The organism is Streptomyces xiaopingdaonensis (assembly GCF_000262345.1).
GTDB lineage: Bacteria > Actinomycetota > Actinomycetes > Streptomycetales > Streptomycetaceae > Streptomyces > Streptomyces xiaopingdaonensis.
Genome location: NZ_AJTQ01000035.1, coordinates 1 through 23,989, shown reverse-complemented (window position 1 = coordinate 23,989; position 23,989 = coordinate 1). Strand labels below are relative to the sequence as shown.

The 23,989-nt window shown below is 74.2% G+C and carries 19 protein-coding genes and 1 pseudogene; 5 read left to right on the top strand and 15 right to left on the bottom strand.

All coding sequences use genetic code 11. The features are described 5' to 3' along the window. Positions 1-406: 406 nt before the first annotated feature. A complete protein-coding gene (locus tag UWG_RS0102090; RefSeq protein ID WP_016905547.1) occupies positions 407-1,252 on the bottom strand; it encodes a helix-turn-helix transcriptional regulator in 846 nt (281 codons plus the stop codon). 101 nt (positions 1,253-1,353) lie between these two features. Between UWG_RS0102090 and UWG_RS0102085 the strand changes: the two genes are divergently transcribed. Together UWG_RS0102085 and UWG_RS0102075 are read left to right on the top strand one after the other, a co-directional pair. After that, the gene (locus UWG_RS0102085; protein ID WP_016905546.1) at positions 1,354-2,343 is read left to right on the top strand and encodes an aldo/keto reductase; all 990 of its coding nucleotides are present in this window, start codon (positions 1,354-1,356) and stop codon (positions 2,341-2,343) included. A gap of 531 nt (positions 2,344-2,874) precedes the next feature. Continuing rightward, positions 2,875-3,744, top strand: coding sequence for an alpha/beta fold hydrolase (locus UWG_RS0102075; RefSeq protein ID WP_016905544.1), 870 nt, complete (start codon positions 2,875-2,877; stop codon positions 3,742-3,744). Positions 3,745-4,070: 326 nt separating this feature from the next. Here UWG_RS0102075 and UWG_RS0102070 read toward each other — a convergent pair whose 3' ends face one another. Then, positions 4,071-4,985, bottom strand: coding sequence for a LysR family transcriptional regulator (locus tag UWG_RS0102070; RefSeq protein WP_016905543.1), 915 nt, complete (start codon positions 4,983-4,985; stop codon positions 4,071-4,073). A 179-nt stretch (positions 4,986-5,164) separates the two neighbouring features. Between UWG_RS0102070 and UWG_RS0102065 the strand changes: the two genes are divergently transcribed. Next, complete coding sequence (locus UWG_RS0102065; protein WP_237719957.1) at positions 5,165-6,607, top strand: MFS transporter; 1,443 nt, start codon at positions 5,165-5,167, stop codon at positions 6,605-6,607. 509 nt (positions 6,608-7,116) lie between these two features. Beyond that, positions 7,117-7,791: a DUF5995 family protein gene (locus tag UWG_RS0102055; RefSeq protein ID WP_016905541.1), complete on the top strand. Its 675-nt coding sequence runs from the start codon at positions 7,117-7,119 to the stop codon at positions 7,789-7,791. A gap of 25 nt (positions 7,792-7,816) precedes the next feature. Here UWG_RS0102055 and UWG_RS0102050 read toward each other — a convergent pair whose 3' ends face one another. From UWG_RS0102050 to fmt, 7 genes are all read right to left on the bottom strand, one after another. Further along, positions 7,817-9,253, bottom strand: coding sequence for a GuaB1 family IMP dehydrogenase-related protein (locus UWG_RS0102050; protein ID WP_016905540.1), 1,437 nt, complete (start codon positions 9,251-9,253; stop codon positions 7,817-7,819). A gap of 170 nt (positions 9,254-9,423) precedes the next feature. Next, the gene (locus tag UWG_RS0102045) at positions 9,424-10,653 is read right to left on the bottom strand and encodes a cation:proton antiporter (protein WP_016905539.1); all 1,230 of its coding nucleotides are present in this window, start codon (positions 10,651-10,653) and stop codon (positions 9,424-9,426) included. Positions 10,654-11,064: 411 nt separating this feature from the next. Beyond that, positions 11,065-11,547: a cation:proton antiporter regulatory subunit gene (locus tag UWG_RS0102040; protein ID WP_016905538.1), complete on the bottom strand. Its 483-nt coding sequence runs from the start codon at positions 11,545-11,547 to the stop codon at positions 11,065-11,067. Positions 11,548-12,378: 831 nt separating this feature from the next. Then, the gene (locus UWG_RS0102035; RefSeq protein ID WP_016905537.1) at positions 12,379-13,380 is read right to left on the bottom strand and encodes a sugar-binding transcriptional regulator; all 1,002 of its coding nucleotides are present in this window, start codon (positions 13,378-13,380) and stop codon (positions 12,379-12,381) included. A gap of 126 nt (positions 13,381-13,506) precedes the next feature. Then, positions 13,507-14,175, bottom strand: coding sequence for a ribulose-phosphate 3-epimerase (gene rpe, locus UWG_RS0102030; protein WP_016905536.1), 669 nt, complete (start codon positions 14,173-14,175; stop codon positions 13,507-13,509). Positions 14,176-14,875: 700 nt separating this feature from the next. Continuing rightward, the gene (locus UWG_RS0102025) at positions 14,876-16,309 is read right to left on the bottom strand and encodes an RsmB/NOP family class I SAM-dependent RNA methyltransferase (RefSeq protein ID WP_016905535.1); all 1,434 of its coding nucleotides are present in this window, start codon (positions 16,307-16,309) and stop codon (positions 14,876-14,878) included. A 123-nt stretch (positions 16,310-16,432) separates the two neighbouring features. Further along, entirely contained in the window at positions 16,433-17,365 is a 933-nt protein-coding gene (fmt, locus tag UWG_RS0102020) for a methionyl-tRNA formyltransferase (RefSeq protein WP_016905534.1), read from the bottom strand. 308 nt (positions 17,366-17,673) lie between these two features. On the opposite strand from fmt, the gene UWG_RS0102015 reads away from it, so the two are divergent. Then, positions 17,674-18,180: a hypothetical protein gene (locus UWG_RS0102015; protein WP_016905533.1), complete on the top strand. Its 507-nt coding sequence runs from the start codon at positions 17,674-17,676 to the stop codon at positions 18,178-18,180. Positions 18,181-18,310: 130 nt separating this feature from the next. Here UWG_RS0102015 and UWG_RS0102010 read toward each other — a convergent pair whose 3' ends face one another. The 6 genes and pseudogenes from UWG_RS0102010 to UWG_RS29320 all read right to left on the bottom strand — a co-directional run. Then, positions 18,311-20,437, bottom strand: coding sequence for a primosomal protein N' (locus UWG_RS0102010; RefSeq protein WP_016905532.1), 2,127 nt, complete (start codon positions 20,435-20,437; stop codon positions 18,311-18,313). A 480-nt stretch (positions 20,438-20,917) separates the two neighbouring features. Continuing rightward, positions 20,918-21,670 (bottom strand): maleate cis-trans isomerase family protein, encoded by a 753-nt coding sequence (locus tag UWG_RS0102005; RefSeq protein WP_016905531.1) that lies wholly within the window; start codon positions 21,668-21,670, stop codon positions 20,918-20,920. A 15-nt stretch (positions 21,671-21,685) separates the two neighbouring features. Continuing rightward, positions 21,686-22,168 (bottom strand): MarR family winged helix-turn-helix transcriptional regulator, encoded by a 483-nt coding sequence (locus UWG_RS0102000; RefSeq protein WP_016905530.1) that lies wholly within the window; start codon positions 22,166-22,168, stop codon positions 21,686-21,688. Between the two features lie 60 nt (positions 22,169-22,228). Then, the gene (locus UWG_RS0101995; protein WP_016905529.1) at positions 22,229-23,095 is read right to left on the bottom strand and encodes an alpha/beta fold hydrolase; all 867 of its coding nucleotides are present in this window, start codon (positions 23,093-23,095) and stop codon (positions 22,229-22,231) included. 46 nt (positions 23,096-23,141) lie between these two features. Further along, entirely contained in the window at positions 23,142-23,801 is a 660-nt protein-coding gene (locus tag UWG_RS0101990) for an isochorismatase family protein (RefSeq protein WP_016905528.1), read from the bottom strand. Continuing rightward, positions 23,798-23,989: pseudogene (locus UWG_RS29320) on the bottom strand (SRPBCC family protein); the annotation flags it as partial. The pseudogene UWG_RS29320 and the gene UWG_RS0101990, both read right to left, overlap by 4 nt.

Genomic DNA, 23,989 nt, shown 5'->3' with positions numbered 1-23,989 from the left:
GGGTCTCGACGACGGCTGCGGAGTGCCGGGAGACGCGGACGCCCCGGGGAGGTATCCACACGGCGTCGCCCCTGCGCGAGGAGGTGGTCCATGGTGGACAGCTCCATCGGGAACAGGCACACCGGCCGGCGGTCCCTTGCGAAGATCACGGTCGTCCCGGGCGGCCATGGGCGAACCAGGTGCCGTAGGAGACCGGCGCAGGACCGGCGTCCTCGTGCTCGCCGAAGACGAGGAGCGCGTCGAGGCCCTCTCGGTTCATGAAGCGGCGGATGAGGGTCCGGCATCGGTCGCGCTCCGTTGTCGTGCGGGCCGGTACGTCTGCGGGCATGGCGGTTCTCCGGCGGTCGTCTGTGGGCACTGCCCGGCTCGGCGAGGGAGGCGCATGGCTGCACGCCGGGGGCCGACGTCAGGTGGCCGGCCGGAACTCCTCCGAGCCGATGACGCGCAGCAGCCGGAGCTTGTCCCGGGCGTCCGTGCCCTCGATCGGGAAGAGCGCCACCACCTTGAGGTCGGCTTCGGGGGTCAGCAGCACCTCGCAGTTGAGTTGCAGCAGCCCTGCCTCGGGGTGGAGCACGCTCTTGCGGTCGGAACGGCGCACAGCGACCTCGTGCTTCTCCCACAGGGTGCGGAACTCCGCGCTGTGCGCGGTGAGATCGCGCACGAGGGACGCCACGTCCGAGTCGGTGCCCCGGCGCGCGTGCGTCGCGCGGAGGTCGTTGACGTGGGCGGTCGAATGACGGTGCCACTCCTCCTCGGGGCTTCTACGGCGCATCGCGGGGTCGGTGAACCAGCGCCAGCAGAAGTTGCGCGAGCGGCCGGAGTGCGCCGGCATCGTGCCCAGCACGCTGTCGGCGAGCCCGTTCTGCCAGAGCACCTCGTCGAGGTCCGTGCAGACGAACACCGGTACGTCCGTGAGGTGAGCGACCAGGCTGACGAGGCCCGGGCGCACGTGCCTGCCCGCGCGCCGCGACGGTGGGGCCAGGCCGGCGAGGTGGAACATGTGGTCCCGCTCGTCGAGGTCGCAGCGGAGGGCGAGGGCCAGCGCCGAGACGACCGACCGGGACGGGTGCGGCCCGCGGCACTGCTCGATCCGGGCGTAGTAGTCGCAGGAGATGCCCGCGAGTTGCGCAACCTCCTCCCGGCGCAGTCCTGTTGCGCGGCGCCGCATCCCCTCGGGCAGGCCGACATCGGCGGGGCGCAGGAGCGCTCGGCGGCGGCGGAGGAAGTCGGCGAGTCCGGCACGGTCGGTCATGGCGTCCACTCTCCGCCGAGCCGGGCGGGTCCGCCAGGGACGGCCCGTCCCTGGATGAGCCTTCCCTGGTGCCCAGGCAGGCAGCGGCGCACGGTGACGGCATGACATCCGAACTCAACCTCCGCCGCCTGGGCGGCACAGGTCCCACCGTCACCTCGCCGGCGCTGGGATGCCTCGGCCTCTCCGGCGGGTACGGCCCCACCGACGACGAGCAGGGCGTGCGCACCGTCCACGCCTACCTAGACGCCGGCGGCACCCTCCTCGACACCGGGGACTTCTACGGCTCGGGGCACAACGAGTGGCTGATCCGCAGGGCGTTGAACGGCCGCGCCCGGGAGGACGTCGTGCTCTCGGTCAAGTTCGGCGCCCTGCGCGGCCCGGGCGGCGAGCACGGTGGAAACGACGCCCGGCCCGAAGCCGTCCGCAACTTCCTCGGTTACACCTTGCAGCGGCTCGGCGTCGACCACGTCGACATCTACCGCCCCGCCCGCCTCGACCCGGCCGTGCCGATCGAGGAAACCGTCGGTGCGCTCGCCGAGTTGGTCGAGAAGGGCTACGTGCGCCACATCGGCCTGAGCGAAGTGGGCGCGGACACGATCCGCCGCGCCGCAGCCGTCGCGCCCCTCTCCGACGTGCAGATCGAGTACTCGCTGCTGAGCCGCGATGTCGAGGAGCGCGTCCTGCCCACGTGCCGCGAACTGGGCGTCGGCGTCACCGCCTACGGGGTGCTGTCGAAAGGCCTGATCGGAGGCGCACGGACGGCCACGGCGAAACGCGCGGCCTTCCCCCGCTTCGAGACCGCCAATCTCGACCACAACCGCGCACTCGTCGCCCGGTTGGAGAAACTCGCGGCCGAGAAGGACGCCACCGTCGCCCAACTCGCCGTCGCCTGGGTCGCCGCGCAGGGCGACGACGTGGTGCCGGTGGTCGGCGCACGGCGGCCGGGACAGGTGGAGACGCTCGTCGACAGCGCGCGCCTCTCGCTCACCGGGGACGAATGCGTTCGGATCGAGGCTCTCGTACCCCGCGGTGCCGCTCGCGGGGACCGGTACCCGGCGCCGCTCATGGCCGAACTCGACAGCGGGCACTGAGGTCGACCGGCGGTGCGGCCCCGTGCTGCACCGCCGGTTTCGCGGGCCGCGTCGTCGACACCGGCTACCGCGTGCGCCCTCGCACCAGCAGCTACGCCCCGGCCACCGGGAACCGGAAGTGTCGGTGAAAGGTTGAGGGCGAACTGCGGAGAGCGCGCCGGGCGTTGAGCCCGCACCGCACGGCGTGCGGCGGAGTCGACTCCGCCGCCCACGCGCCCTCCCGGGGGCCGTGTCCCGGCGGAGCAGGTCGCGCCGTGGGCCGCTCCGTGCGGGACGGCGACGTGTCGCAGTGCGGGGCCCTCGTCAACTACCCGCCCCCGGCCGCGTTTTGCTGCGTCCGAAGGAAGGACGCGCACAAGTGGAACGACTCGCACCAGTAGTGCGGCTGTCCTCCCGTGGCTAGTGTGACCACCCGGTGCGCACGGGCAGCCGTCCGTGAGCGCCCGTCGCCCCGGCGATCGACCACTCGGCGCAGGCACGGAAGACGGCGCGCACCCGCCGCGCCTCGCCGGCCGGAGAATGAGCAGAGAGATGCAACCGACTTTCGTCCTGGTCCACGGCGCCTTCGCCAACTCCTTCTCGTTCGCGCCGCTCCAGGCGGAACTCGGCCTCCTCGGGCACCGTTCGGTCGGCGTCGACCTCCCGGGCCACGGCTTCGGTGCCACCTACCCGCGCGCCTACCAGGCACCGCAGGACGCGGACGCCCTCGCCACCGCACCGGGCTCGATCGAGGGCGTCACGCTCGGCGACAACACGGCGCACCTGACGGGCGTGCTGGAGCGGGCCAAGCGGAACGGCCCGGTGGTCCTCGTCTCGCACAGCCGCGGCGGCATCACGGCGACGGCCGCGGCCAACGCACGGCCCGACCTGATCGACCACCTCGTCTACGTCTCTGCCTGGTGCCCGACCGCCCTCGACGTCGGCGAGTACCACGCCGAGCCCGAGATGGCGACGGCCGACACCGCCGGCCTGGCGGCCGCGGTCGTCGGCGATCCGGCCCAACTCGGCCTGCTCCGCTCCAACTTCCGCACCGCGGACCCGGAAGCCCTCGCGGCGCTCAAGGCCGCCATGCTCGCCGACGGCACCGACGAGGAGTTCCTGGCCTTCCTCAACACCTTCCAGCCCGACGAGAACCTCGACATCGGCGGCCCCGCCGACCGCGCGCAGGCTGACACCTGGGGCCGCATCCCGAAGACCTATGTACGCCTCACCGACGACGCGAGCATGCCGCTCGCCGTGCAGGACCGGCTGATCCGCGAGGGCGACGAGCTGACGCCGACCAACCCGTACACGGTCCGCACCCTCGAGGGCAGCCACCTCAAGTGGCTCGTCGAACCGGCAGCGGCGGCCCGTCTCCTGACAGAGGTCACCGCACCGCTCACCGCGCCAGCCGACTCCTGAACCCGACGGCACGGCATCGGCCGGCGCGCCCTCCGGCCGGCCGACGGAGCACCTGCACGAGCCGAACGCGACTGTGCACGCCGCAAAGCGGCGCCGTGTGGGAAGAGTTGCCGTCCGCCCGCCCAGGAGCCGGTCGGCACCCGGACCGGCGAACGTCGGCGGGACGACGAAGCGCCGCTAACAGCCGCCGTCGGTCAGCGGGATGCACCTCGCGACGCACCCGTGCGAGCCCCGCTGCGAGTCCGGACCACCGCACCGGCCGAGCCCTGGACATCCCACGCCCTACGAGCCGTTGACCACCGCGCGCCGACGCCCGGCGGCGCCCGTCAACGCTCCGGCAGCAGTTGCGCGGCCGTCGCGGAGATCGTCTCGACGGCGTGGGTGAGCGTGGGGTTCTCCCGGGCTCCGAGACGGGTGACGGCCATGATGCGGCGGGCCGGTGCGGAATCCCCGTGCAGGGGCAGGCGTGCCAGTGGCGCGTCCTCGCGCAGCTGCGCCAGGCGGGGCACGAGGACGACGCCGAAGCCGTGGGCGACGAGCGCCATACCGGTGTCCCACTCGTCCGAGTAGTGCGCGATGTGCGGTGTGAACCCCGCGCTCATGCAGGCGGCGAGGACGAGTTGGTGGTAGGTCGACGCCGGGTTGCCGACGATCCAGGGTTCCCTCGCGGCGTCGACGAGGGTGACCCGCTGCCGCCGGGCGAGAGGGTGGTCGCGGGGGACGACGAGGTCCAACGGGTCGTCGAGGAGCGGCCGTTGGTCGAAGCGCTCGTCGGTCATGGGGGGCGAGTCCGCCGTCACCACGAGGAGGGCGAGGTCCGCCTCCTCGGTGAGGAGCAGGTCGAAGCAGCGGTCCGGTTCGGCCTCGATGATGCGCACCGACAGGTGGGGGTGTGCGTCGCGGAGCCCGGCCGCCGCGGGCGGCAGCAGACGGCTCGCCGCGGTGGAGAAGCCGCAGAGCGTGACCTGCCCGCTCGGCTCCGTGCCGGCGGCGGCCAGTTCGCTGCGGGCGAGCTCCCACTGCTCCTGGAGGCGCTCCGCGTGGCGCAGCAGGACGCGGGCCGCATGGGTCAGGCGTATGCCTCTGCCTTGGTGAGCCAGCAGGTCGACGTCCAACTCGGCTGCGAGCTGCCGCAGTTGGTAGGAGACCGCGGACGGCGTGTAGTGCAGCGCCCGAGCGGCGGCGGTCACGGTGCCGTGTTCGGCGACCATCTGGAGGATGCGGAGCCGGGAATCAATCATGCAAGAATTCTGCACGGTTGCGAGCGGAATCGTTTGATTCCGCTCGCTGGTCGTTCGGACGCACACTGACCGACGTGACTGATGAGCGTTGTGCAACGGCGCGAAGCGCCCTCCGGAACCACACCGTCGTCGCCCCTTCGAATCCGCGGGATCGACCGCGCCGCATGCTGCGTGCGCGGATGCCCGCGGAGCACGTCGATCGACGGACGGTGCGCACGGCCGTCCTGCTCGTCGTGGTGCTCACGGCCGGCGCTTACCTGCCGAGCCCGCTCTACCCGGACTACCAGCGCCTGTTCGGCTACGACGACCTCGTGATGACGCTGCTCTTCGCCACGTTCGCTCTGGTCAGCGCCCCTGCTCTGCTGCTCTGCGGCCCCGCAGCCGACCACCTGGGGCGTCGACCGCTGCTGCGGCTCGGCGTACTGCTCGCCGCAGCGGGCTCGTGCTGCTTCCTCTTCGCCACCTCCCCGGCATGGCTCTTCGCCGGACGCGTCGGCCAGGCGCTGGCGCTCGGGGCCGCGACGGGCGCAGCACAGGCGCTCATCGCCCGGCACCGGACGGTCACGGGACGCGTCGGCGGGCCGCTCCTCACCAGCCTCGCCTTCACCGCGGGCACCGCACTGGGTCCGGCCGTCGCCGGGGCGCTCGCCCGCTACGCGCCAGGGCCGCTCGTCGCCCCGTACGCGCTCCACCTCGCCCTGCTGGCGTGGGGGTGGTGGCGGCTGCGCACCGTGCCGGGCCCTGCGCCGTGCCCCGTCGACTCGGCGCGGTGGCGCCCGACTTGGCCGCGCATCGCGCCGGGCGCGCGGAAGCTCTTCCTCGCCGCGGGGTTCAACGGGTTCCTCGTCTGGGCCGGCGTGGGGATCTACCTCGCCCTGGTGCCCGCCCTGCTGGAGCGCACTCTGCGCAGCGACGACCCGGCCCTGAGCGGCGGGGTGCTGGGGGCGGTGCTGACCCTGTCGCTGCTCGCCCAACTCGCCGGCCGGCGCTGCGATCCCGGCGCCGCGCAGCGGCTCGGCGTCGCCGCCGTCACCGTGAGCCTGCTGCTCCTCGCCGCGACGGGGGCCGCCTCGCTGCCGGCCACGCTCGGCGCGGCCGTGCTCGTCGGCGCGGGGCACGGGTTGGCGTTCAGCGGAGCCGCGCGGGCGGTCGACGCGCGGACACCGGCCGAGCAGCGCGCCGGCACCGGTGCCGCGCTCCACCTCCTCTTCTACCTCGGCTCGGGGGTGCCCGCCGTCGCCGTCGGCCTGATGGCCTCCTGGATGCCGCTCACCGTCTCGGTGACCCGGCTCAGTTGGGCCGGCGCGGGGCTCGGTGTGCTCGCGGTGCTCGCCACAGCCCGGCTCGGCGACCGCACCCGCACGGCCGAGCAGCAGACGCCCGAGCCGCGCCCGGCAAGGCCGTTGCGCACCGGCGTCCGCCCGCGGCGGGTCCCCCTCCGCCGCCGGTCGCCCGCCGAGGTCGCTTCCGCCGCCGGAGGACCCCGCCCCGGAAGCCCGACGGGTGCCTCGCCGCCCCGGCTCCGCTCCCGCCGGGCAGCGACACGGCGGAGGCGGGCGCCTCGGGGAGCGGTGCGGGACCGCTCCGACGCGGAGCGCCCGCGGGGCGTCACTCACGGGTGATCCCCACCCGCGAACCCGCAGCCGGTGCACCACGGTGTCGTACCGCTCCGCTTCCCGGCTCCGCCTGCCCAGTAGCCCGAGGACGGCGAGGACGACCGCCGCGCGTACGAGCAGGACGAGCCCGCTGACCGCCTTGCGGGCCGACGCCCTGGTGGCCGTCCCCGACTCGGCGCGCAGGGCGTCGAGTCGGACCGTGGTGGTGTCGCCTGTGTTCATGGGACGGACGCTAGCCAGCACCTCTGACAACGCCGGCTCGGAGAAAGAAGTCGTCCGAGGCGAGAAGACCCCTGCCGGTGCCGGCCGACGGCCGCTTCGTCGACGCCGAAAGGTCGGCCGGCACGCGGTACTCGGGAGCGGGAACGGCCCTCGCCCGGTAACCGGGTCGGGCACCGGGACCGCACTCCCGGAGGCAGGAGTTCCGTCACCCCGGAACCCACCCCTTCCCTCGTGCGGGCTACATGCACCGCTCTCCCGCCTACGCACCGTGCCGACTCTGCAACTGTGCGTCCATGACGACAACCACGAGCCAGCCCCCGGCTCCCCCACCGCCTCTTGCCGATTCCGCGCACGCGCTGCGCGCCGCCACACGGTCCCTCCGCACGGACGACGGCCTCGTCCTCTTCAACTGGCTCTACCTCGCCGCGATCGAGTCCTTCGAGGAGCCGAGCCCCGCCGCGGGCGCGCTCGCGGCACGCCTCACCCGCCGGTACCTCGACGCGCTCGCCGCCGACGACACCGGCGCCGCGCTCCCCGCGTGCTGGCGCCCGCTCCTCCGCTCGCGCCGCCACCCGTCCGTGCGCGGAGTGCAGTTCGCGCTGAGCGGCGTCCACGCGATGGCGGCGCACGACCTCCCGCTGGCGCTGCTGGAGACCTGCCGGCTCGACGGCCTCGAACCGCCGGCGATCGAACGCGACTACGCGCGCATCGGGGAACTGCTCGCCGGAGTCGAGGAGCGGGTGCGCGAGGAGTTGACGACGGGCCCCGAGGCCCTCGTCGTCACGGAGCCGCTGGCCCATCTCGTCGGCGCCTGGAGCCTCGATCGGGCGCTCCGCGGCGCATGGGCGGCGTTCCGTGCACTGTGGGAGCTGCGCGCCGCGCCGTCGCTCGCAGCGGAGTTGGCCGAGCGGCTCGACGCCGACGCCGGGACGACGGCTCGCTGCCTGCTCACCCCGCTCCCCCGCTGACGCCGCAAGGGAGCGGGGCCCGGGCTCACCAACTGGCGTGCAGCGGCTTGCCCTCCGCGTATCCGGCGGCGCTCTGGATGCCGACGACCGCACGCTCGGCGAACTCCTCGACGGTCGCCGCGCCCGCGTAGGTGCAGGAGGAGCGCACCCCGGCGATGACCGAGTCGATGAGGTCCTCGACCCCGGGGCGGGTCGGGTCGAGGAACATCCGCGAGGTGGAGATCCCTTCCTCGAAGACGGCCTTGCGCGCCCGGTCGTACGCCGACTCCTCGCTGGTGCGGTGGCGCACCGCACGCGCCGAGGCCATGCCGAAGGACTCCTTGTAGGGGCGCCCCTCGGAGCTGAGCTGGAGATCCCCCGGCGACTCGTAGGTGCCGGCGAACCACGAGCCGACCATCACGTTGGACGCCCCGGCCGCGAGCGCCATCGCGACGTCGCGCGGGTGCCGTACGCCGCCGTCGGCCCACACGTGCTTGCCGAACTTCCGCGCCTCGGTGGCGCATTCGAGCACCGCGGAGAACTGCGGCCGGCCGACGCCCGTCATCATCCGCGTGGTGCACATCGCGCCGGGCCCGACGCCGACCTTCACGATGTCGGCCCCCGCCTCGACGAGGTCGCGCACCCCCTCGGCCGAGACCACGTTCCCCGCGACGAGCGGTACCTCGGGACCGAGCGCCCGCACGGCCCGTAGCGCTTCGACCATCCGCTCCTGGTGGCCGTGCGCGGTGTCGACGACGAGCGTGTCGACACCGGCGTCGAGGAGCGCGCGGGCGCGCCCCGCCACGTCCCCGTTGATGCCGACGGCCGCCGCCACCCGCAGCCGTCCCTGGTCGTCGGTGGCGGGGGTGTAGAGCGTCGCGCGCAGGGCGCCCTTGCGCGTGAGGATGCCGACGAGGCGGCCGTCCTTGTCGACGGCGGGCGCGAGCTTGCGGTGCGCCCCGTCGAGGCGGTTGAAGGCCTCGCGCGGGTCGATCTCGGCGTCGAGGACCAGCAGTTCGGACGACATCACCTCGGAGAGCTGGGTGAAGCGGTCGACCCCGGTCAGGTCCGCTTCCGTGACGACCCCGACGGGCCGCTCGTCCCGCACCACGATGCCGGCGCCGTGCGCCCGCTTGGGGAGGAGGGAGAGCGCGTCGGCGACGGTCTGCCACGGGTCGAGGGTGATGGGGGTGTCGAGCACCAGGTGGCGGCGCTTCGTCCAGTGGATGACGTCGGTGACGACGTCGAGCGGGATGTCCTGCGGGATGACGACGAGCCCCCCGCGGCGGGCGACGGTCTCGGCCATGCGGCGGCCCGCGATCGCCGTCATGTTGGCGACGACGAGGGGGATGGTGGTCCCCGTCCCGTCCGGCGTGGAGAGGTCGACTCCCTGCCGGGAACCGACCGTCGAACGGTTCGGGACCATGAAGACGTCGTCGTACGTCAGGTCGTACTGCGGCTGCTGGTCATTGAGGAAACGCACGTACTTCAGTCTCCCACGCCGCAGCGAGAGACCGCGAACAGACGATCGACCGAAGGTGCGCGCGGAGGCGCTGTGCCTTCCTACGGAGCACCGGGCCACCGCTCGCGATCCGTGCGCGGGCGCGTACGGAGCGCGAGCGGCGGCTCGGTGTGCTGCACCGCCGGGACCGCTCAGCGCGGGACGGCGGGCGGCGCCCCTTCGGTCTGCTGCGGCACGGTCTCCGGCGCCGCGGACGCGGGGGACCGCGCGAGCAGGCGCCGGAGGCGACGGACCGTGGGCTCCGTCCAACGGGCCGCGACGGGACCGACGATCACCATGATCAGCACGTACGCCGTGGCGAGCGGCACCAGTCTGTGGTCGACCCCCGCGGCGAGCCCCGCGATGACGATGGAGAACTCCCCCCTGGCCACCAGCCCCGCGCCCGCGCGGAGCCGTCCCGGCAGGGCCACCCCGGCACGACGTGCCGCGTAGGAGCCCGTCGCGATCTTGGTCACGGTGGTCACGGCGGCGAGGATCAGCGCGGGGACGATCACCGGCACGATGTCGGCCGGCACGGTGCTCAGCCCGAAGAAGACGAAGAAGACGGCGGCGAAGAGATCCCGCAGCGGACTCAGCAGGCTCCGCGCGTTCTTCGCCGTCTCGCCCGAGAGCGCGATCCCGACGAGGAAGGCGCCGACGGCGGCCGACACCTGGAGCTTCTGCGCCAGCCCCGCGACGAGCAGCGTCAGCCCCAGGACCACGAGGAGCAGCATCTCCGGTACGTCCGAGCTCACCGCGCGGCTGATCAACCGTCCGTGGCGCAGCGCGACGAAAAGGACGATGCCGACCGTGCCGATCGCCACGAGCAGCGCGACGCTGGTACCGGCGAGGCCGAGACCCGCGACGAGCGCCGTGAGCAGTGGAAGGTAGACGGCCATGGAGAGGTCCTCCATGACGAGGACACCGAGGATGACAGGCGTCTCGCGGTTGCCCAGCCGTCCCAGGTCGGTGAGGACCTTGGCGATGACGCCCGAGGACGAGATCCAGGTGACGCCGGCGAGCGCCACGGCGGCGACGGGGCCCCACCCCATGAGCAGGGCGGCGACGGCGCCGGGGAGCGCGTTGAGGAGGAAGTCGACGATCCCCGAGGGGTACTGCGTCTTGAGGCTGGTCACCAACTCGGAGGCGCTGTACTCCAGTCCGAGGAGGAGCAGCAGCAGGATGACGCCTATCTCCGAGCCGACGCTGATGAACTCCTCGCTCGCGGTGAGCGGGAAGAGACCCCCTTGGCCGAAGGCGAGCCCGGCGAGCAGGTAGAGGGGGATCGGCGAAAGCCCGATGCGGCCGGCGAGCCGACCCACGAGCCCGAGGCCGAGGATGACTGCGCCCAACTCGATCAGGAGGACGGTGGTTTCGTGCATATAGGGGGCCCCTCTCCCGCGTTGCCGGTACTGTCCGGCTGGTCGCTTACCTTCCGTCAGGCTCCTGTGCAGGCTCCTTCGTCAGGCGGGTTTGTCGGTCGGTTTGTCGACTGGGCAGTTGCTCGTCCCGGCGCGGCCGCGGTGCGGACGCGCCGCCGGGCCGCGCCGCGCGTGGCGGTGGCGGTGCGCGCGTGCTCCGTCGATGCGTTCGGGTTCTCGCGGTCGTCGGGTTGTCGGTCGTCGGGTGACCGGACCTCTGGACCGGTCACGGCGCCGTGGGGTGCGCCGCAGATGCGGGTGAACCCCCTTGCCGCATAAGGGGGTTCGAGTAATGAGCGGTGTGCTCGACGCCTCCTCTGACGAGTGGGGATCGGGTGAGCCGGGAGTCCGGCGGTGCTGCTTTTCGGCGATTCAGGTTCCGGAGATGATCCGGGTCAGCTCGTCCACGCCCTCTCTGGTGCCGACGGCGACCAGCACGTCACCGGCCTCCAGCCGGAAGTCCGGCGTCGGCGAGGGGACGGGACCGGTCCGCCGGAGGACGGCGACGATCGAGGCGCCGGTCCTCGTGCGGGCCTTCGTCTCCCCCAACACTTCGCCGCTGTACGGCGAGTGACCGGTGAGCGGGATGCGGACGGTGACCAGGTCGATATCGAGGCCGCAGGCGCCGAGCCCGGGTGTCTGCGCTTCCCCCGGTTCGAGGATCTTCGCGAGCGAGCCGGCCTCGTCCGGGTCGAGCGGGACCGTGGCCTGGCAGGCGTCCGGATCGTCCGGCGTGTAGAAGGCGAGGAAGCGACGCCCGTCCTGATGCGCGACGACCGAGACGCGGCGGCCCGCGCGGGTCGAGATGTCGTACTGCGTGCCCACCCCGGGCAACTTCGTGCTGCGGGTGGTCATTGCGCTTGCCTCCTCGAACGGGTGCGGGGCCAGCCGCCTGCGGCCCAGGACGGGAAGTATATTAACGCTTTCTTAACGCATCTTTGTTGCCGGGGTGTGAATCGGCGCCTGATCTCGGTCAGTTGGGTTACGCGGAAGGCCGCGCGCGAACAGCCCGCGCGCCGGCGCGCGGAGCCGTGGGAAGGAGCGGCCGCAACGTCTCGTGGCGTTCGGGCGGTTGGGCCCGTCATTCGCCGGTTCCGGCCGGGGCAAGGCCGCGTCCCGCAGAGGTGCGCCGTTCGGACCGTAGCGATGCGGCGGGGCGGTGTCGGATCAGCGCGGCCGGGCGCCGCGTCGGGGTCGCCGCGTTGTCGGACGTGCGGTGCGCGGCCGGGGCCGCCATACCGAGGGACCGATTTCGGCGCAGAATCGGCGAAGGGGCCAGCCGTGCGACCGGGTGCAGCGTGCCGTCTTCGGGAGCCGCGGCCAACGGGCTTTGCAGCAAGAGGGCTTGAGGAGGACGTTCGCTGACGCTTCGTCACCAGCGGCTGGAGTCTCCACGGCTGCACGAAGACACCGTCGCGGAGCCGCAGTCCGGCTCGCGTCCGCACCGTCCCGGAGAGAGGGAGCCGTCGTCACCTGCGCCCGGAGGCCGAATCGTCCTTCGGCCGGGCCCTCGTCGCAAACAGCCGGTCGCTGCGGCAGGGGCCCTCCCCCGCGCGAGCAGACGTGCCGGCAGCGGCGTCGCCACCGGACTGCCCGACCCCCCGACGGCGTACGAGAGTTGTGCCCCGGAAGCCCGCAGCGGCGGAAGCGCCGCGCGCCCCAGGGCGCGCGTGCGCTCCCTGGGGGTCAGCTGTGCAGGGCCGCGCCGTCGGGGTCCTTGCGCTCCAACGCCGGGCGGGGGCCCGGCTGTTCGCCGAGGAGGAGGGCGTCGGCCGCGGCGGTGTCGGTGACGAGGCTCGTCACGAGGCCGGAGCGGAGGACGGCGCCGATCGCGGCCGACTTGCGCTGACCACCGGCGATCGCCACGACCTCGGGGATGCGCCGCAGCCGCTCCGCCTCGACGGTGATGCAGCGCTCCCCCAGGTCCCTGCCGATCCTCCGGCCCGCCGAGTCGAAGAGGTGGGCCGACATCTCGGCCGCGACGCCGAGCGAGGAGTAGTGCTCCCGCCCGGTGTCGCTGAGCATGTCGTGGACGGTGGAGATGCCCGGCTCCCAGGAGCCGATCGAGACGGCCGCCACCGTCACCTTGTCGAAGTAGTCGAAGGCGCGCGCGATGCCCGTCTGGCTGCGCAGCGCCGCCGCCGTGCCCGCGTCGGGGAGAAGCATCGGCGCGTAGATCGGGTGGGCCTCGCCGCCCGCGACCTCGGCCGCGCGGCGTACCGCCTCGACGGAGCCGCGGTCGGCGGTACCGGCGTCGTAGACACCGGTGAGTTGGACGACGGTGCACGGCGGAAGCTGCCGCAGCGCCGCGGCCATGTGGATCGTGGAGCGCCCCCACGCGAGGCCGAGGACGTCCCCCTCGGTGACGAGTTCACCGAGCAGGTCGGCCGCCACCTCGCCGAGGTTCTCCGGGTCGGCGGCGTCGTCCGCAGCCTCGGCGGGCGACTCGACGACCACGACGTGCCGCAGGCCGTACTTGGCGCGGAGCGCGTCGGAGCGCTCCGCGTCGAGCTCGGCCGGCACCCGGATCTCGATCCGGATCAGGTCGCGTTCGAGCGCCGTCTCCAGCACACGCGCCACCTTGAAGCGGCTGACGCCGAACTCGTCGGCGATCTGGATCTTGGATTTCCCCTCCAGGTAGAAGCGGCGCGCCATCGCCGCCGCCTGCATCAGCTCGGCGGGTCCCATACGCGTGGCTCGGCCCGACGACACCGCATTCACCTCACAGTCTTGCCTTGTGCGCACTCTGCGCGCTCTGGCGCCGCGCGTTCATCCTTGCAGATTGCCCCGGTCCCGGAGCCTGTTCGTACGCGCTCAACGGCAGGTGTGGCGCGCGTTCTCGGCCTGCGCGCGCAGTACGCGCACCGCCTCAGCCGGGTCCTCGGCGCTGTAGACGGCGGACCCGGCGACGAAGACGTCGGCCCCTGCCTCCGCGCACCGCTCGACGGTCTCGGCCGAGACGCCGCCGTCGACCTGGAGCCACATCTCCAGGCCGTGCTTCTCGATCAACTGCCGGGTGCGGCGGATCTTCGGGAGCATGATGTCGAGGAACGCCTGCCCGCCGAAGCCGGGCTCGACCGTCATCACCAGCAGCATGTCGAGCTCGGGGAGGAGGTCCTCGTACGGTTCGACCGGCGTCGCCGGCTTCAGCGCCATCGACGCGCGCGCCCCCTTCGTCCGGAGCTCCCGCGCCAGTCGCACCGGCGCGGCGGCCGCCTCCGCGTGGAAGGTGACGGAGCCGGCGCCCGCCTCGACGTACGCGGGGGCCCAGCGGTCCGGCTCCTCGATCATCAGGTGGCAGTCGAGCGGGGTCCGCGTCGCCTTGTGCAGCGACTCGACCACGGGCACGCCGAGCGTGAGGTTGGGGACGAAGTGGTTGTCCATCACGTCGACGTGGAGCCAGTCAGCACCCTGCACCGCCTCCGCCTCTGCGGCGAGGTTGGCGAAGTCCGCGGAAAGGATGCTGGGGTTGATCTGAGCCATACCTGAAACCTATCACGAAGCCGCAGGTCAGAGCCGTGCAGCGGGATTTGCTCGGGCACTTTGCGCGGACCGGTACAAAGCTTTTGCCGACCCCGGGAAAACCGCCGGGGAAACGGTCCGGGTGCGATCCGCTGTCCAGGAAATATCGGCGCGGGCGGCCGGGCCCGGCCGCGAATTGCCGGGCGCCAGGAGGGGCACGGCACGGTCGCCCCTCGCGGGCCTGCTCGGCGCGGTCTCCGCGCCGAGCAGGCCCGACGGGAGCCTTCGCGGAATTCACTGCCCGAATACGCCGTGCGAATCCTCCGCAACCCGCCGGTCCTGCCGCACGGCCGAACTCCTTTGCAGCCTTCCGAATTGGCCGCCGCTCACCTGGAATAGCCGACGCCGCCGGTTCGGAACCGCCGGCGACACCTCCGCGAATTGCGCGAACTCGTTGCCGCGACAGCCCGAGTCCGGGCGGTTGCCGTACGGCCATCGATCCGTTACCGGCCGGACATCTCTCCGGCGGACCCGCTCACACCGCGCGCCGGGAAGTCGGCGGCCCGGGGGCCGCGCACCGGAGCACAAGCCGGTCTCTGCGGCGGTGCACCCCCGCGTCTCCCGGCCTGGTCGTCATGAGCCGCCGGACCACCGCGGTCCTCGCCGACCCGTGCACGGCACCCCGACCGTCCCCGCACCGGGCAGCGTCGGCCGCCCGCCGTCAGGCCGTACGCCGCAGCAGGGCGAGGTACATCGCGTCCGTGCCGTGCAGGTGCGGCCAGAGCTGGACGTCGGGACCGTCGCCGAGGCCGGGCACGCCGGGCAGCAGCGGACGCGCGTCAAGCCGCTCGGCCGCCAGGCCGTCGGGGAGCCGCTCCAGGACGTCGTCCACGACGAGGCGGGTCTCCGCCAGGTGCGGCGAGCAGGTCACGTACGCCACGACGCCGCCGGGGCGCGCCGCGCGGAGCGCCTCGCGCAGCAGGCTCCGCTGGAGCGGCGCGAACCCCTGGAGGTCCTCGGGCCGGCGGCGCCACCGCGCCTCGGGGCGCCGGCGGAGCGCGCCGAGGCCCGAGCACGGCACGTCGACGAGGACGCGGTCGAAGCTGCCGGGCTGCCACGGCGGGCGCGTGCCGTCGGCGGTGACCACCGTGCAGGGCCCGGGGTTGCCGGCGAGCGACCGCGCGACGAGCCCCGCGCGGTGCGGCTGCTTCTCCGCCGCCACGAGTCCGGCGCCGCGCTCGGCCGCGAGCGCGGCGAGCAGCGCGGCCTTTCCGCCGGGGCCCGCGCAGACGTCGAGCCAGGCGCGGTCGTCGCCGTCGACGGGCGCGGCCGCGAGGGCGAGCGCGACGAGTTGGCTCCCCTCGTCCTGCACGCCGGCGCGCCCCTCGCGCACCGCGTCGAGCGCTCCCGGCTCGCCGCCCTCGTCGAGGTGCGCCGCGTACGGCGACCAACTGCCCGCGGTGGCCGTGCCGTTGAGGAGCTCGTCCCGGGTGGCGCGGCCCGGGCGCGCGACGAGGGTGACGGCGGGGCGCTCGTTGTCGGCCTCCAGCGCCTCGGCGACCTGCTCGGCCGTCGCCTCGCCCGTGCCCGCGGCGGTGAGCGCGTCCCAGAAGGCCGAGACGATCCACCGCGGGTGCGCATGGTGGACGGCGAGGTGCTCCTCCGGGTCCTCGTCGAGCGGTGGGGCGACCCGGGCGAGCCACTCGTCGTATCCGCGCGCCGAGATGCGCCGGAGCACGGCGTTGACGAACTTCGCGCGGCCGTCCCCCAGCACGGCGCGAGCCAGCTCGACCGTCGCGCTCACCGCCGCGTGCGGGGGGATGCGCGTGCCGAGCAACTGGTGGGCGCCGAGCGAGAGCACGTCGAGCACCGGCGGGTCCACCTCGCGCAGCGGGCGGTCGACGCACTCCGCGATCACCGCGTCGTAGCTGCCCTGGCGGCGCAGGGTGCCGTAGACGAGCTCGGTCGCCAGGGCGGCGTCGCGCTCGTCCAACTCCCCTTTGTCGCGCGCCTTCCTGAGCATCGGTGGGAGGACCAGATTGGCGTAGGCGTCACGCTCGTCGACGGCGCGCAGCGCCTCGTAGGCGAGGATGCGGACGGGGTCGCGGCGGGGGCGCCGGTAGGGCTTGGCTGGACGCTGCTGCCGGGTGCTCACGGGTGAAGGTGCTCCGGGGGTACTGGGTCCCGCAAGGGCGGGAGAGGGTTCTGCGTACGCCCCAGCCTACGTCGGACGGCGGAGCACCGGCGCGGGCGCCCGCGCCGGCGGCAGCGCCCGTGCCTACTCGCCGAGCCGGGCTCCGTCGGCGAGCCGCAGCCCGCGGGCCCAATCCGCCGCCGCCATGGGCTTCTTGCCCTGCGGCTGCACCCACTCCAGAGCGACGGGCTGCGAGCCCGTGCCGACGTGGACGGAGTGCTTGCCCACCCGGAGCTCTCCCGAGGGGAGCGGCGCGGCCTCGGCGTCCGGAGCGAGCGCGCGTACCTTCAGGCGCTCCCCCCGGAAGAGCGTCCACGCGCCGGGCGCGGGCGAGCAGCCGCGCACCACCCGGTCGATACGGAGCGCGGGCGCGCTCCAGTCGATCCGCGCGTCCTCGACGGTGAGCTTCGGCGCCAGCGAGACGCCCTCGGCCGGCTGCGGCTTCGGCTCGAGCGTGCCGTCCGCGATGCCGTCCATCGTCGCGCCGAGCAGGCCGGCTCCGGCGAGCGCGAGCCGGGTGAGCAGGTCGCCGCTGGTGTCGGTGCGGCGGACCTCCTCCGTGACGACGCCGTAGACGGGGCCGTCGTCGAGTCCCTCGCCGATCCGGAAGGTGGAGGCACCCGTGACCTCGTCGCCCGCGAGGAGCGCGTGCTGCACGGGGGCCGCGCCCCGCCAGGCGGGGAGGAGCGAGAAGTGCAGGTTCACCCAGCCGTGCCGCGGGACTTCGAGGGCGCGCTTGGGCAGCAGCGCCCCGTAGGCGACGACGGGGCAGCAGTCGGGCGCGATCTCCCGCAGCCGCGCGAGGAACTCGGCGTCCCCGGGCTTCGCCGGCTTGAGGACCTCGATGCCCTCCTCGGCCGCGCGCTCGGCGACCGGACTCGGGGCGAGCTTGCGCCCCCTCCCGGCGCGCGCGTCCGGCCTGGTGACGACCGCGGCGACCTCGTGGCGCGCGGACGAGAGCAGTGTGTCGAGGGCGGGGACGGCGACCTCGGGGGTGCCGGCGAAGACGAGCCTCATCGGTGGCGGACTACCTCTCGGAGGACGGCTGGCGAGCGGGGCCGACCGCAGCGGCCGGGCGCACCAGTCTAGGTAAGCGCAAGGGCGCCGTTGCGGCCGGTACGAGCCCGCGTGACGAGCGCCCGGGTACGCCCGGCGCTCGTACGGCGCGAGCCAACCCCGACGCGCCCCACCTCCGTTGAGCACACGCCCCAGCAGCGTGACCACAGTGACCGCTCATGCGTTGGTCAAGTCAGATTGACCGATTCCGACCGCTTCGCGGTCCGGTCTCGCCCCCCACTTGTACAGCCGGTTCGAGAGGCTCCTTCATGGCCGATCACGTAACGCACGACGCCCAGGCCCGGGCCACCCTGCACCTCCTGGTACGGGACATCGAACGGGTCCGCCGCCAGGTCGACGCCCTCCGCACCCTCACCGCGCAGCTCGGCAACGTCTACCGCCCCAGGCGTACGGGCCCCTCGACCGGTTTCGTCGTCTACGGCAGGGCGCCGGCCCCGACTGTCCGGCTCGCCCAGGAACTCCGGGACAGCGTCGAGACGCTCGTCACCGCAGCCGTCGACTTCGACCGCTCGCTCGGCTTCTCCTGGGACGCCGTGGGGTCGGCTCTCGGCGTCACCAAGCAGGCCGTCCACCGGCGCTACGGCGCACGGCGCGCCCCCGCGCGCGACACCGCGTCCGAACCGCGGACCGCGCCCGAGGCCGAGGCACCGCGCCCCGCGACGGCACCCTCCGTACCCGCGCAGTCCTCGGGGCCGGCCAGGGAGTCCTCCCGCGAACCGCGGACCGGCGCCTTCCCGGGGCCCCGCACGGGCTGAGGGCGGGCGTGCGGGACTCGGCGGTACGTCAGGGTCCCGCACGCCGTGCGCCCCGTCCTGCCCGGGAGGCGTCGCCGCGCGAAGAGCAACCTCCAGGCGCGGCGGTGCAGTTCGGCCCGGGCCCGGACCGTCATCCGATGTCGATCGGGTCGACCCTGATCTGCACCGGCGGCCCCTCCCGCCGCGTCAGCCGCTGCACCTGGGCCGTCTTCAACGCCGCCGCCATCGCCGCCCCCGACCCGGGCGGCACGCGCACCAGAGCGCGCTCCCACGCCTCTCCGACGGGCGGACCGCCCACCCTGCGCGTCCGCGGGGACTCCGCGACCGGTAGTGCGACCGGGCCCAACACCTCACTCTCCGGGGGGAGTTCGGCGCCGGCGAGCAGTCCGGCGACCGCCTCGGGACGCCCGCTCACGGCCGCCATCCGGGAGACCGGGGGGAAACCGAGCTGGGCGCGTTCGGCCAACTCCCGTGCCGCGAAGCCGGACGGGTCCCACCGCACCAGCGCCTGCACCGGCCGCTGCGCCGCGTCCGCGACCACGACGACCCGCCCGCCGTCCTCGCTCCCGCGCACCAGCGCCGCCGCGCCGAGCCACCGCCGCAGCGCCTCCTCACCCGCGCGCAGGTCGGCGCGGCCGAGGAGCGCCCAACCGTCGAGGAGGAGCGCGGCCGCGTATCCGCACCCGCGCGTCGGCGGCTCGGCGCCGGGGGTGGCGACGACCAGGCCAGGGGCGTCAGGGACGTCGTCGAGGAGGTGGTCGCCGCCCGAAGTGCGCACCGGCACGGAGGGGAAGGCGCGCCCCAACTCCTCGGCCGTGCGCAGCGTTCCGAAGACGCGGCCGCGCAGCCGCGCCCCGCCGCAGGACGGGCACCGCCACGGCTCCCGCGTCCCGCACCAGCGGCAGCGGGGCGGCTCCTCGCTCCCCGTCAGCTCCAGGGGCCCGGCGCACCGGGCGCACCGCGCCGACTCGCGGCACCGCTCGCACGCCAGCCCCGGTACGTAGCCGCGCCGCGGCACCTGCACCAGCACGGGGCCCGACGCCAGCCCCTCGCGGGCGGCCTGCCACGCGACGCTCGGCAGCCGCGCGGCACGGGCTGCCGCGTCCCGCGCCTCGTCCCCCTCGCCGACCGTGCGCACCTGCGGCGCACGCTCCCTCAGCACACCGCGCGGTGCGACCAGCTCGCCCGCCCATCCGGACTCCACGAGCTGCTCCGCCTCGACCGTGCGCCCGTGCGCCCCCAGCAGGAACCCGCACCGCTCGTGGACCGCGCGGAGCAGCAGCACCTCGCGGGCGTGCGGCTGCGGCGCATGGTCGTCGCTGTGGGCCAGGTCGGCGTCGTCCCAGATCGCGGCGAGCCCCAACTGCTGTACGGGCGCGAACATCGCAGCCCGCGTACCGACGACGGCGCGTACGGCCCCGCGCTTCACCGCGAGCCATCTGCGGTACCGCGCGTCGGGGCCGGCGTCGGCCGTGAGCAGGGCGTGGTGCCCCGCGCCGAGCAGCTCCGTCAGCGCGGCGTCCACGCGCCGGGCCGCCCTCCCGTCGGGCAGGACCGCGAGCGCGCCGCGGCCCCCGGCGAGCGTCGCGGCCATCGCGCGGGCCAGCTCCTCGGGCCAGGCGCCGGGGAGCGCCGTCCACACCGCACGGGGCGCCTCCCCGCGCTCCAGCGCCGCCAGGTACCCGGGGCCCTCCTCGTACCGCGACCAACCGCCGGGCTCGGGCGCCGCGGGCGGCGGAAGCCGCTCGGGCGACGGCTTCTTCTCCACCCGCGCCACCCGCGGCGGCACCGCCAACTGCACGACGTCGGCGAGCGATCCGGCGTACCTGTCGGCGACCGCCCGGCACAGCTCCCGGAGTTCGGGCGTGAAGACGCGCTCGGTGGAGAGCACCTGTGCGAGCGGCGCGAGCGCCCCCGGAAAGTCGCTGCGGGCCGCCCGCTCCACGATGAAGCCGCCCGTGAGCCTGCCGCCCTCGCGCCGTCCCTCGCGCTCCCCCGCCCCGAACCGCACCCGCACCCGCACCCCGGGCTGTGCCTCCTCGTCCATGGCGGCGGGGACGGCGTAGTCGAAGTACCGGTCGAGGTGGACGAGTCCCTTGTCCACGAGGACCCGGGCCACGGGCAGTTCGGACGCCGGCTCCACGCCGCGCCACGTCCGGGGCTTCGCCTTCGGCGCACGCTTCTTCCGCACCGTCTCCCGGATCAACGCCAACTGCTCGGGCGGCGCCCCGCCCTCCCGCTCGTCCTCGCTGCTCACCCGCCCAGTCTTAGCAGACCGCTCCGACAATCGGCCCCCGAGCCGGACGGCCTCCACGCACCTGCACCGCGTCGGTGAAGCGGGGCGCGCCGGGGGTCGTCGGGGCCACGTGGACTCAACGGCCTGGGAGGCAGGCATGTCGGCGGCTGCGCCGCGAAGTGGCGTCCTGTTTGCGGAGTGCCTCGCACCCTTGCGGGTCTTCAGGGGCACGGCAGCCGGGCGGACCGACGGATGGCGGCCTGCGACGCGCACCACGTCGACCCCCGTCGACGCAGCGGCGGGTCCGGGTCTGCTCAGGGAGGACGGTCCTCGTCGTCACCGCTCTCACCGGCGAGTCGAGGCGAGCGACCGGGGACGCCCGACGTGCGGGCGTCCCCGGCGGACGCCCCGTGCCCACTCCCCCGCCGCGCCCCCGCAAAGGAGCGGGGCGCGCGGCGTCGGAGAAGTGACGTACGACGGGAAGCACCCGTTTCGCCGGGTTCAGCCCCGATCGGCGAGCAGACGCCCCGCGTTCGGCACGTAGGGGCGCAGCCCGAGAGCGGTGAGGAGACCGTGCACCGTCGCCGTCGCGGCGGAGAGGACGGGGAGCCCCGAGGCGTCCTCGACGTGCTGGATCGCGGAGAGCGAGGGCATCTGCACGCAGGCGGAGAGGACGATCGCGCCGGCGTCGGTGAGGTCGAGGTGCTGCCAGTGGGTGCGCAGGTCGTCCGGATCGAGGCGGGCGACGTCGAGGTTGTCGGGGACCTGGAGGCTGAGCGAGTCGACGACCTTGACGCCCGCGTCCTGGATGTAGTCGACGACCTTGCCGGTGAGCTCCTTCATGTACGGGGCGACGAGCGCGACCCGCTGGGCGCCCAGCGTCTCCAGCGCCCCCAACAGCGCCCCGGCGCTGGACAGCACGGGCGCCGCGCAGTCGCCCGCACGCAGACCCGCGGCGATCTCCCGCTCGGCGGTGCAGTGGTAGCCGGGACCCTGCGCCATCAGCGCGACGAGGCAGGCGGAGGCCACCACGTCCGGCCGGGCGTCGGCGAGTTCGAGCGCCGCCCGCTCGGTCTGCGCGTTCATCGCCCGCAGTTGCTCCGGCGTGACGTGCTGCATCCGCATCCGGCTGCTGTGGAAGAGGAACCTGTCCTCCGGAAGCTCCTCCTGTCGGGCGCGCAGCATGCGCGGCAGCTCGTCCTCCATCGTCAGGTTGGAGCTGGGCACGATCATGCCGATGTGGTGGTCTGTCACGGGGTCCTCCGGGGGTCAGGATTCGTCGGCCAACTGAACCCAGTGGTCGGCGAGAGCGGTCAGCTCCGCGAGGAGCTCGGTACGGCGCGCGGGCGGGTACGGCGCGAGCAGCGACTCGTCCAACTCCCGTGCGCGGTGGTGCGCCTCACGGAGGGTCCGGGCGCCGAGTTCCGTGAGGTAGAGCAGCTTGCGCCGGCCGTCGGCGGCGGCCGTGCGGCGCTCCAGCAGGCCGCGGCGCTCCAACCGCCGTGCGACGTCCGCCATGGTGGAGGTGTCGAGCGCGACGGCGGAGGCCATGGACGACTGGTCCTGACCCGGATCGGCGTCCACCGCGGTGAGGACCGCGAACTGCGGTCCGGTCAGCGTGGCGTCGACGGTGTGCAGCCAGACGGCGAGGTACGCCTGGTACAGCCGCCTGACCTGGTATCCGGGCGCGGCGGTCAGCGCAGCCGGTGGCGCGCTCTCCGAGCGCGCAGCAGGGGGGGTGTTGTCAGCCATGAGCCCACTTAAGCACGGCAGTTGGGCCCTCGAGCGGGCGCCCGACAGCCGGCCGGCCGCTCAGTCGAGGAGGCCGCGCAGCGTCTGGCGCAGCAGGTCGAGGGAGGCTTCCGGGTTGTCCCAGAAGACCATGTGCCCGGCGTCCGGTATCTCCCGGAATGTCGCCGCGGGGAGGGCGCGTGCGGCCTCCGCGGCGGCCTCGGCGGGCACCACCGGGCTGTCCGCGCCGTACAGCAGCGCCGCCGGGCCCGGGACGTCGGGCCAGAGGTCGAAGAAGTCCTCGGTCTCGAAACCCTCGTGGGTGCCGATGATCGCCGCCTCGCCGCAGCTCGCGAGCCACCGGGCGCGCAGCGCGCGCTCCCGCAGCGGCCAGCGGGGCCAGGAGCGGCCGACCTCCTCGGCGTCGGTGCCGCGCCGCGCCTCGGCGAGTTGGCCGAGGAACGCCTCCCGGGTCGTCGGATAGGCGCCGCGCCCGGGGCCGCTCGTCGGCGGGTCCACCAGCACGGTGCCGGAGAGTTCGACGGTGCCGCGCACCGCGGTGGCAGCAGCGATCCGGGCGCCCATCGAGTGGCCGAGGAGCAGCGGCCGGTCGAGCGCGAGGCCGTCGACGACCGCCTCGACGTCGGTCGCGTACTCCGTCAGCGAGTACCCCTCGCCGTCGCCGGAGAGGCCGCGGCCGCGGACGTCGAGGACCAACGGGCGGACCAGGTCGGTGAGTCGGCGTGCCACGAAGTTCATCGTCACGGCCGGGCTGGTGATGCCGGGGAGGATCAGCAGCGGGGGTGCGTCCCCGCCGTAGTCGAGAAGGTGCAGCGGGAGGGTGCCGGCGCGTACCCAGCGGCTGCGCGCAGGGAGGTCGGCGAGGTCGGCGAGCGCCTCCGGGGTGAGGAAGCGGTCGGGCGGTGTGGCGTGGACGGGCAGGGACACTGCTGCTCCTGACGGTGGTGCGGGACGGTGCGTGGAGTCGGTCGGGTCAGGCGGTAGCGATCGGCGGCAGCCCGCGCAGGTAGTCGAGGGCTTCCGCGTCGTCGACGACGTCGCCGTACTTCGCCTGGATGTCGAAGAGGGCGGCGTCGTGCGGCCCCCGCGCGCGGTCGCCGACGCAGCCGCGCGGCACCAGCACCGGATAGCCGTACTGCACCGCGTCGACCGCGGTGGCGCGCACACAACCGCTGGTGGTGGCGCCGCAGACGAGGACGGTGTCGCAACCGAGGCCGGTGAGGGCGGCGGCGAGCGAGGTGCCGAAGAACGCCGAGGCGCCCTTCTTGACCACGAGCAGGTCTTCCTCCCGGCGCGGCAACCGCGGGTCGAGCGCGACCTGTTCGCTCCCCTCCACCAGCGCGCGCATCCCCTGGGCCTTCTCCAGCCAGGTCACCGAGTGGCCCGTGGCCTCGGCGGGGCTGTAGGCGATCGCCGTCCAGAGCACGGGGACCCCGGCGGGCCGCGCCGCCTCGACGAGCGCGGAGGTCGCGGCGACGACGCCGGTGAGGTCGGACCCGGAAGGGAAGTCCGGTTCGGTGAAGCCGCGGGTGAGGTCGACGACGACCAGCGCCGGGCGACCGCCGCGTCGGACCGGGGCGCCGAAGCCCGCGCGGGAGTAGGTGCGGTCGGTCTCAGCGTCGTAGTGGTTCATCGGATCCTCCCGCGCGGCGCCTGCTGCTTCTCGCGCGTCAGCACCCGGCCGAGCAGCCATCCCTCGAAGAGGCCGAAGGCGAACGCGCCCGCGAGCGGCGCGTACCTGGCGACCTTCGGCGGCACGAGCATCGCGAGGCCGTTCAACTCCTCGTCGCCGAGGGACGACCGGGCGACGGCGGCGGACGT